The sequence below is a fragment of the Xanthomonas sp. 3075 genome, assembly GCF_014197275.1.
Classification (GTDB): Bacteria; Pseudomonadota; Gammaproteobacteria; order Xanthomonadales; family Xanthomonadaceae; genus Xanthomonas; species Xanthomonas campestris_B.
Window position 1 is genome coordinate 76,454 of the sequence record NZ_JACIFI010000019.1, and the last position, 10,044, is coordinate 86,497.

Annotated in this window: 6 protein-coding genes and 1 pseudogene; 5 read left to right on the top strand and 2 right to left on the bottom strand. The window is 63.1% G+C overall.

What is annotated here, in order from left to right; all coding sequences use genetic code 11:
* The first annotated feature begins 698 nt into the window (after nt 1–698).
* From GGR62_RS16575 to GGR62_RS16585, 3 genes are all read left to right on the top strand, one after another.
* Nucleotides 699–1,307, top strand: a complete 609-nt coding sequence (locus GGR62_RS16575; protein WP_184408945.1) for a nucleotidyltransferase family protein — start codon at nt 699–701, stop codon at nt 1,305–1,307.
* A gap of 640 nt (nt 1,308–1,947) precedes the next feature.
* Complete coding sequence (locus GGR62_RS16580) at nt 1,948–2,163, top strand: hypothetical protein (protein WP_184408946.1); 216 nt, start codon at nt 1,948–1,950, stop codon at nt 2,161–2,163.
* A 223-nt stretch (nt 2,164–2,386) separates the two neighbouring features.
* Nucleotides 2,387–3,637, top strand: coding sequence for a DUF819 family protein (locus GGR62_RS16585; RefSeq protein WP_184408947.1), 1,251 nt, complete (start codon nt 2,387–2,389; stop codon nt 3,635–3,637).
* Nucleotides 3,638–3,831: 194 nt separating this feature from the next.
* Here GGR62_RS16585 and GGR62_RS16590 read toward each other — a convergent pair whose 3' ends face one another.
* Nucleotides 3,832–5,019 carry an XVIPCD domain-containing protein gene (locus GGR62_RS16590; RefSeq protein WP_184408948.1) on the bottom strand — a complete coding sequence of 396 codons (1,188 nt, stop codon included), beginning with the start codon at nt 5,017–5,019 and terminating at the stop codon, nt 3,832–3,834.
* Nucleotides 5,020–5,055: 36 nt separating this feature from the next.
* A complete protein-coding gene (locus GGR62_RS16595; RefSeq protein WP_184408949.1) occupies nt 5,056–5,817 on the bottom strand; it encodes an ankyrin repeat domain-containing protein in 762 nt (253 codons plus the stop codon).
* A 244-nt stretch (nt 5,818–6,061) separates the two neighbouring features.
* On the opposite strand from GGR62_RS16595, the gene GGR62_RS16600 reads away from it, so the two are divergent.
* Nucleotides 6,062–6,766 (top strand): HAD family hydrolase, encoded by a 705-nt coding sequence (locus GGR62_RS16600; protein WP_184408950.1) that lies wholly within the window; start codon nt 6,062–6,064, stop codon nt 6,764–6,766.
* Between the two features lie 646 nt (nt 6,767–7,412).
* Nucleotides 7,413–9,947: pseudogene (locus GGR62_RS16605) on the top strand (RHS repeat domain-containing protein); the annotation flags it as partial.
* Nucleotides 9,948–10,044 lie beyond the last annotated feature (97 nt).

Genomic DNA, 10,044 nt, shown 5'->3' on the forward strand with positions numbered 1-10,044 from the left:
GAGGACCGCATGCCGATTTAGAGCAGCTAACAAAACCTAGCGAGCGCCTGTCAGTGAGTGCAGTGGTTTTGTCGGTCGTATCTTGGTGGATGCCGTCAGAAGTCCAGATCAAACACTGAGTGGGTCGAATGCGCGGTGCCCTCACCGCTGGCGGGACACGCCGTGAATCCATCCCTGGAGGCTCGGTGGCGGCATCCATGCCGCCACACGGTCCCGCAAGCGGCGAGGACACCGCACCAGAGACTCCGCTGGTTGCTGTGTTTAAACCCATGCATGCCGACCATCTCGACTGGTCCTTGCCCGCCCAGCGTCGCGGGACCTTACGCGGCATGGATGCCGCGTAAGCGCTTACAAGGACGTGCTTGCAGCGTGTCCCGCGACGCTGGGCGGGCAAGGGCCCTGCAGCCAGGCCGCAGACCAGCCGGCCTGCAGCAGGCTGACGCGAAGTCGTTTTGTTAGCCGCTCTTAGTCACTTCGTGCCCACAGCGGGGTCTCTACGCTGAGCGCGTCTTTAGTCCAGACCGCGTCGCCATGACTCTTGATCGCCATCACGACGCATATCGCAACCCAGCCGGTGTTGTCTTGCGCACGTCGGTTGCACACATGTGCGACGTGCGCGGCCGAAGGCCGGATAGGTCAACACCGTTGCGGCCCGCCGCGCGAAGCCAGGGCTCTGTCGCCTCCTGCGGCGTTGGCGCGTGAGCACCGATCACGCCGCATTGGTATTGGCCGCAGGCGCGGGAAGTCGGTTGGGTCGCTCGAAACAACTGCTGCTGCGCGATGGCGAGCCACTGCTGCGGCGTGCCGCACGCATCGCGTTGCAGACCTCTCCGCGACGTTGCGTGGTGGTGTTGGGCGCCGATGCCGACAGGTTGGTCGAGGTGTTGCATGGCCTGGATGTGGAAGTGCTACGGCACCCCAGGTGGGCTGACGGAATGGGCTCCAGCCTGGCGGCGTTGCGGCAGCATCTACAGCACGATACGCAAGTACGACGCAGCCTGATCCTGGGCTGCGATCAGCCTGCGCTGGACGCGCCACACCTGCGCGCCCTGCTGGAAGAGGCCGGCCACGCTGTCTCTGGCTGCGCCACCAGCGGTTACGCCGGCGTGCGCGGTATTCCTGCGGTGGTGACGCATGCCGCCTGGGCGGAGGTGCCACTGCAGGCCGACAGCGGCCTGCGCGGTCTGTTCGCCGGTCTCGACGTGCTGACGCTGGGCTGTGTAAGCGCACCTGCGCTGGCCCTGGACGTGGATACGCCCGCCGACCTGGCCGCCGCCCAACAGCGCGGCTGGGTCGATCCCGACTGAGCACCTGACAAACCTGTCGCAGGACGACCACGGGCGCGGCGGCTGTCCGGGATCGGCACGTCGCCATCGCGCCGATCCCGGGGTTGCTTCGCGCACGCAGCGCGCGCTGAAGTCGTGTCGTGCACGGCGCTGGACGGACGGCTGCATGCGGCAACCGCCGACCGCACACGCCTTATCTCCCCGACACGCTCAGGCCCACAGCACCAGCGCTTGCCTGATCACCAGAACATAGCCGAGCACCAGCGCGGCCTTGACCTGAAACTGAAACTTTCTGAGCAGATACATTATGGATCCTCCCCCGAGGCGCGATGGAGCGCTTCCCCATTCACTGCACCCGTCCGCGCTCATCCGACGGCTGCCAGCGACACCGTGCTGGTCGCTCCAGCCGAATCTAGCGCTCCCCACCAGTGGTGTCACGTAGGAATTTTCCTACCGCAATGCCAGTATCTGCCCGACGGTTTTGCCATAAGTAAATGTGCATCCTGGCTATGCCGGACGCGGAGCCCTTGGCTACTCTCCCGCGGCCCCTTGAGTAAGGGCACGCCGGCATCCCCAACGGGACTCTCGGACGGAGCAGGCCGCGCTTTGCTGCGGGGCTCCGCCGCGTGTCCGATCGCGACACGTACTGGCCGGAGGCCTGATGGATGAGTCCCGTTATGTCGTTCGTATTCACCCGGACAAGGGCAGCTGGTGGGTGACGCGGCCGCAGTGGTCGCCGTTGCGTTACCTGCGCGAGCAGGGCGCGTTGGAAAATGCCGAGTCGATGGCAAGGCTGCATTGCCTGACCACCGGCCAGCCCAGTGGCGTGGTGCTGAACACTGCCGAGGGCGACCGCTTGGTGCGGCGCTACGGCTGAAAGCGATGTCCGTGGCGTGCATCTGCAGCAAGCGCGTCGCAACGCCATTGTAGGCAGTGCGTGTCGCGTTGCCTTCGCAGGCAATCACAAACGTCCTGAGCAGGCCGCGTGCTGCGGCGCTGGCGGGGTTTGCGCGCGCGGCCAGGTCGGCTAGATTCATGCCATCGGCCGCTGTCGGTCCGATCCGCACGTTGGCGGCCGCCTGTCTGGATGTCCGCTCGTCGTGAATGCCGCCGGTTCTGCTCTGATCCAAAACGATATTGTCGTCTTCGGCCTGATCGCCGCCACCTTGGGTGCGGTGTTCTGGACCTCCTCGCGCACGCGGGGGCCGTGGCAGCGCTTCTATGCGGTCGTGCCCGCCTTGTTGCTGTGTTATCTGCTGCCCGGGATCTACAACACGGTCGGCCTGATCGACGGCGCCAATACCCGGCTCTACAACCCGATTGCACGCGACGTGCTGCTGCCGGCCGCGTTGATCCTGCTCACCTTGAGCATCGATCTGCGCGCGATCCTGGGGCTGGGACCCAAGCTGGTCGCGATGTATCTGGGCGCCTCGCTGAGCATCATGCTGGGTGCGGTGATCGCGTTCTGGGTGATGGGCTGGCTGCATCCGGCAACCGTCGCGGGCGACACCTGGGCCGGCATGGCCGCGCTGGCGGGCAGCTGGATCGGCGGTGGAGCGAACATGCTGGCGATGCGTGAGGTGTTCGATGTGGACGCCACCACGTTCGGGCAATTTGCGGTGGTGGATGTGGGCGTCGGTTATGTGTGGATGGCTGCGCTGATCTTCCTCGCCGGGCGTGCGCGCAAGATCGATGCACGCAGCGGTGCCGACACCCGCGCGCTGGATGCCCTGCAAGAGCGCATGGCGCGTTTCCAGGCAGAGCACGCGCGTATTCCCAGCCTGGCCGACCTGATGGTGATTGTGGCGGTCGCGTTTGGCGGCGTCGGGCTGGCGCATGCGCTCGCCAATCCACTGGCCGCCTGGTGCAAGGCCAACCTGCGCTGGTCCAGCCAGTTCAGCCTGGACACGCCGTTCGTCTGGGTGGTGGTGCTGGCGACCAGCGTGGGCTTGCTGCTGAGCTTCACCCGCGCGCGTACGCTGGAAGGCGCCGGTGCCTCCAAGATCGGCTCGCTGCTGCTGTACTTCCTGATCGCCTGCATCGGCATGCAGATGGATCTGCTCGCGCTGCTGGACCGGCCGTGGCTGTTCCTGCTCGGCCTGATCTGGATTGCGGTGCATATCGCCTTGCTGTGGGGGTTGGGCCGATTGCTGCGGGTACCGTTCTTCTATTTCGCGATCGGCTCGCAATCCAATATCGGCGGCCCGGCCTCGGCGCCAGTGGTGGCGGCCGCGTTCCACCCGGCCTTGGCGCCGGTCGGCGTCCTGCTCGGTACGATGGGCTACGCCACCGGCACCTATCTGGCGTATCTGGTCGGCATCACCTTGCGCGCGATGGCGGGAGCCGGCTGACAGCGGCTACCCGTTCGCTTGTGTGGTTGTGCTGGCTGGGTGCGGCTGGACTGGAGCAGGGGCACATCACGCGCTCATTGCGGTTCCGGCGCTGTCGTTCCAGGCTGTTGTTCCGCACCTGGGATTGCGTGCCAGTCGCTAGGTCAGCCGTTGCACACCGGGCACTGGTCGGAGAACCGGTGCCCGGTCGCGATTCACTGCTGCATCGTCCGGCGCTGCTCTTCCTGGGCCTGCGCGCCGTGCTGGGATTGCTGCTGATTGTGTTGCTGCAATTGGCCGACATTGCCCTGCGCAGGTTCGTTGGCCGCAGCTGCGGTCTGCACATGGCTGCGCAGATGGGTGGGGTCGTCCATGCGCCCTTGCACGGCAAACAGGCTGTCGCCTTCGCGGCTGGGCAGCAGGTGGTCGATCCGCTGCAGGCCATCGCTGCCTGCGCGTGCAGCAACGCTGGCGGCGGTATTGAGAAATGCAGTGTCGTCGCGCAGGCCCAGACGTTGGCGCTGGCCATCCAGGTGCACCACCGCGTCGTTGAAAAGCTGGCTGCCAGTCTGCAAGCCCGCACCTTGCGCTTGACCTTGGGCTTGCATCTCCTGCGCCTTGATCACCGACTCCACGCCGTGCAGGTCCAGCCGATGCTTGAGCATCATGCCCGGCACCAGGCGCTGCCCGAACGACAGCGGGTCCGGCTCCGGCAACTGGATCTGGTGGCCGGCCGCATCGGGCATTGCCCACTTCAACGGGATGCTGTCCTCCTGCAGATGCGTGAGGATCTCGTTCTTGACGTGGTAGCCGCGAATCAATTCGCTGCTGGCGTAGTCCTTGGCTGCCGCTGCATCCAGGCCCTGGCGCTCCAGCGTGCGATCGTTGACGCCTGCCGCGTTGTAGGTCACGGCGGGAATGTCGTTGACCATCGCCGATGCCGCCGCAAGACCGCCGCCCAGCGAGTGCCCCGTGATCACCACCTGGTCGCCGAACGCCTGCCTGGCCTGGCTGCCGAGCTGGATCGCCGAGGCATATTGCGCATCGTCCAAGCCCAGGCCCTGGCCGATGTTGTGCTTCCAGTCTTTGCTTTCGTCGGTGCCGCAGAAGCCGAGCACCACCTGACCCTGATCGTTGCGATAGAACGCGGCATCGAAGCCGCTCTTGGCATCGTGCAGCAGCCCGGGGTCGATGCCTGCCTGTTGCAGCGCGTTGTCGTCCATGCGCGTCCAGCCGTTGGGCAGGGCCGCAAAGGTTTCGGCGCCGCCTTCGCGTCGCTGCGAGGCGGTGGCGTAGAGATCTTGCAGAACGGCCGGAAACTGGCGGTCTTGCGGGTGCGGTTGCTGGCCACGCATCGACTCTGCGAATGACGTGGACGACGGAGTGAAATCTGACGAGCTCATGCGCGGCTCCTTGCGTTCGTCGTGCGAAAAGCCCGCTTAGCGGCTGCTTTCCACGGGAATATGATGGGCGGCCAACCATGCGCGTACGTCCGACCTGACCTGCTGGCCGCCGGCATTGAGCAGGCGATCCGGCGTGGTGAAAAAATACGCCTGAAAGGTCTTCTGCTGTGCGTTACGCAGCGTGGGGTCCACACCGGCCTTGAGCAATTGCAGCACCACCGGACTGGCTGCGCCGCTTTGCGCGGCCAGATGCAACACGCTGTTGCCGGTGTTGTCGACGCGCTGGATGTCGGCGCCTGCCTCGATCAGCAAGCCGATCTGCGCATCGCGTTTGCTCTGTACCGCGCGAAACAACGGGGTCCAGCCCGCGCGCGCGCTGACCACGTCGATCGGCGCCTTGTGCTCAAGCAGAATCTTCAGATAGTCCGGGTCTTGCGCCATCGCCGCCAAATGCACGACGGTCTCCTGGTCCATGCCCGGCAATGCCGGATCTGCGCCAGCATCGAGTAATGCTGCCAGCGCACGCGGCTGCTGGTTCCAGATGGCCCATTCGAGCAGTGTCACGTTCTGATCGCCGTGCGCGGCGAGATCGACCGTGGGGGCAAGTGCGCTGATGCGTGCGACCTCGCCATGCGCGATGGCATGGACGATGTCGCCAAGGCTGGGGTCGCGGAAGGCGACGGTGTGATCCTGCAGCGTAGCTGACATGGTGTGCTCCTTGGCACCGGGCGAGGCGGTGCATGAGACCGCGAAAAACGCGGTCGCTAGAACGAGCAGGGGAGGCAATCGCATCTGCATCGAGATCTCCTGATCCTGATCGCATTCCTGGTGACGCTGCGGGTGAGTCCTTGCGCAGCGGGGCCGATGCTAGCAGCTGCAAAAATGAAGCGCGGTAAGATCGTGTGACATGCCACGCTGCGAGGAGGGACTTGTCGCGCCTGTTCGCTGGCTGGCTGGCTGCCTGGCGCATCGCACAGATGTGATGGCGCGTGTCACCCGCGCATGCTGCGCCACAGCCAACGGTCACAACCTGGCCGGCATAATGGCGCTTTGCGAGCAGATGGGTGCAATGGTCTACGAATTACTGATCAGCGATTGCGATGGCGTGCTTGTCGACAGCGAAATCCTGGCCGACCGGGTGATGCGCGAGGCGCTGGCGGCCGTCGTGCCGGCCGAGCCGTTGGAACATCTGCTGGAAACCACGTTCGGGCAGACCACGCGCGAGGTATTGCGGCGGGTGGAAGAACACTTTGCGCTGCAGTTGCCAGAAACCTTGCTGGCGCAGATCCAGGCGCGCAGCGAGGCCTTGATCGCCGCCGAGGTGCAGCCGATTGCGGGCGTACGCGCAGCGCTGGAACAGATTCCCTTGCCGCTGGCGGTGGCCTCCAACAGCCGCCGGCATAACGTGATCGCGTCGGTGGAGCGGGTCGGACTCACCGCGCGTGCGGCCGGACGCATTTTCAGCGCTGACATGGTGGAGCGGCCCAAGCCGGCACCGGACGTTTATCTGCTGGCCGCGCGCACGGCAGGTGTGGCGCCGGAGCGTTGCCTGGTGATCGAAGACAGCCCCACCGGTGCGACGGCCGCAGTGGCGGCAGGGATGCAGGTGCTGGGCTTTACCGGTGCCAGCCATATTCCGCAGGGACATGCTGACACCTTGCGTCGACTTGGTGTGCTGGCGGTGTTCGACGACATGCGCGATTTGCCCGCGTTGTTCGAGCGGCTCGCGCAAAAACGCGCTGGCTGAGGGTGGCTGACCCCACTTTTTGAAAGCTGCATCGGTAGCGACGAAGGCGCAGCGCGATCGTTCTGCAGCTGACATGTCCACCTTGTGCAATCAGCTCAAGACAACAGAGCGATTGAGTCATAGCGTCGTCGTTTGGATGCAGGCAAAAACGCTGAGTCGGCCGAGGGCGCGCTGCCCGCACCGCCTGCGGGACACGCCGGGAATCCGTCCCTGCAGGCATCCACACCCAGCACTCGCCGTGATCCGACCAGCGTGTTTTTTGCCGGATCCCCTCTGGTCGTTTGCCGCTACCATTTGTCGGATTTTTCTGATTATTACGTAGGGAAATGCGCCATGGGCGGAATCCTTGTGATTCAAGTCCCCATAACTCGGACACTTGCGTGTTCTGGGACTTGCGCCTGCCGATCCCCAGCGGTACCGCATGCGTTAGGGGCTGTTGACAGCATGGGTGCAGCCGCGCGAGTCTGTCGAAGCGAAGGGGGTATTGGGGAATGACCTCGCGGTCGCGCTTCGCGCACCCTCCGGATTCTTTGGAAACGAACACCTGCCGTTGGCTTGGCTGGCATGCACTGTCATGCCTTGCCTTTGCATGAGAGCGAGTTCGTGGGAGCGATGAGGTCAACGTAGATCTCGGTCAGTCATCAACTTGGAAGATGCTATGGAATCGGGCACAAAGCCGCGCCAGATGCGCGCGTTTGGATTTGCACTGGCTGCTTTGGCAGGATTGTCCCCTGCATTAGGCGCCGCCGAGGATGTCTACGACGACTATGGCAAGTTGATCCAATCGGGCGCAGTGGTGAAGAGCCCCGGCGACCAGCTCTTCGGGGAAAACATCAATCTCTATACGGGATCGATGGAGATCATCCAAACCGACGTAGATCTGAAGGGCAACAACGCCCTCCAGGTGCGCATCGGTCGTCGCTTCTCAGTCGGAAGTCCTACAAAAGGGCACTTCAAGCTTTGGGACTTGGACATTCCTTACATGCACGGGGTCTTTTCTGGTAGCGGGTGGACTGTTGAAGCCGCGCGTGATCTCGTCAACAACCGTTGCAGCCTCTACGGTCGGCCTCCAGTCATCGAGGTCCAGGGCGGTTTCTTCGATGCCCCAGAGTATTGGCGGGGAAGCTTTGCATACCGCCCAGGTGCTGGCGACCAAGAGCTTCTTCAGGCGTCTGCTGGAGCCCTGAGGCCAGCAGATGGAAGGACGTATCCCATTGTCCTAAAAGATGGGTCTGCAATCCGATGCTTAGCCTCACTGGATGGTGCAAGTGAAGCCGGTGCTCGCGGTGAAGGGTTTGAGTTAGTGGACACCCAAGGCTCGATGTATTCGTTCAATCACTTGGTGTCACGCAGCTACCCAGCACTGCACAAGTCGTCACCAGCTCCTCAGTCGATTTCCGCGGGAAGTGCGATGCAAACTGCCGCCGTCGGTGGAATTGTCCCCATGGTTGGCCTCAACTACAACTTGGTGAGGGAAGAGGTCCTGATCTATCCGACTCGGGTGACGGATCGCTTTGGCAACACGGTGACCTATAACTGGAATCCCGATGCTCCGTGGCAGCTTCTAAGCATTGTTGCCAGCGACGGGCGTCGCATTGACCTGTCGTATGCTGGAGGGGATGGCAAGACCATCACCTCCGTGACCACAGGCGGGCGAACCTGGTCTTACGGCTACAGCGACACCCTGGATACAGTGACGCTGCCTGACGGCAGCGGCTGGACGTTCGATTTACTCGCCCTGTCTCGTGCACGCGTGACTTATAGCCAGCCGCCAGACTGCGACAACATTCGTCCTTGGTCTCGCAACAATGTTGTGGGAAGCATCACTGCCCCCACCGGGGCTCGCAGCGACTACACGCTCAATTCCATGCTAATGGGACGGTCCTGGGTGCCTCGAGTCTGCCACATCCAGGAAGCCTACTCAGACATCCCTTACCAGTTCTATGTCATGGCAGTGACCAGTCGGCGTATCTCCGGCCCGGGATTGCCGTCCCAAGGCCTGACATGGTCTTACAACTATGGAACACCAAACAATTGCTGGCAGCCAAGTCCCAACCCGAAACCACTCGACCCTTCCAGATACGTCGAGTGCAATGCCGGTTCGCCCATCACCCGAGACATCACGGTCAAGGATCCTGCGGGCCAAACCACCCGCTACCGGTTTGGTAATCGCTATCGGGCTAACGAGGGGTTGCTGCTTCAGCAAGACTTTGGATGGAACGGCTCGGGTGCAACGCGAAGCAAACTGACGGACTACGCAGCGGCGTCCACCTCCCCTTATGCAGCCCGCACTATGTATCCAGCGGGCGATTGGGGTGATAACACTGTGGCAGCAGAGCATCGGCCAGCCCGTCAAGTGACGATCATAGACAATGGCGATCAGTTCGTTTGGCGTGTGACCGATTGCAGTGGCCAGCCGTGTTTCGATGAGTTCGCCCGTCCGTTGCGGATTGAACGCTTCAGTCCCTGGCACAGCCGCACCGACGAGACCACGTATTACGACGAACGGGGTGCTTGGGTCCTCGGGCAAACCGCCATTGCTCGCAACATCAACACGGGCATCGTCACCTCTCAGGTCGATTACGGCAGCAATGCATTGCCCCGAACGGAGTGGCGCAACGGGAAGCTGGTCGCAGGCTACACCTACAATCCCGATGGGACCATGGCCCAAGTCAAGGATGGCTTAGAAAACGCAACGACCTTGTCTGGTTGGAAGCGCGGTATCCCTCAGACCGTTGCAAATCCAGATGGCACGGCCAAGTCCGCCTCTGTGGACGACAACGGGTGGATCCGTCAGACCAACGATGAGAATGGCTTCGCCACGACGTATGGCTACGACGCGATGGGGCGGTTGAACGCCACGAACTACCCATCGGGCGACAGCACCGCTTGGAATTCGACTGCACAGGCGTTCGAGCGAGTGGGGGGCGACGAATACGGCATCGGTGCCGGCCATTGGCGCCAGACCGTGACCACTGGAAACGCACAAAAAGTTACCTACTTCGATGCGCTGTGGCAGCCGCTACTGACGCGGGAATACGATGCGGCAAACGTTGCGGGAACGCTTCGGGTCAAGCGCTTCGTCTACGACCACGAAGGACGGGCTGTCTTTGCTTCCTATCCGAGTGGCAACGAGACCGCCAACACCGGAGTCTGGACAGAGTTCGACGTATTGGGTCGGTCCGACGTCCCCCCGATTTTGAGTAGCGCCTCAGTTTGGAGTCCAATTCCCTACCCCGAAGGAGATTGGACGTGAAGAAGCGTTTTACTGACGAGCA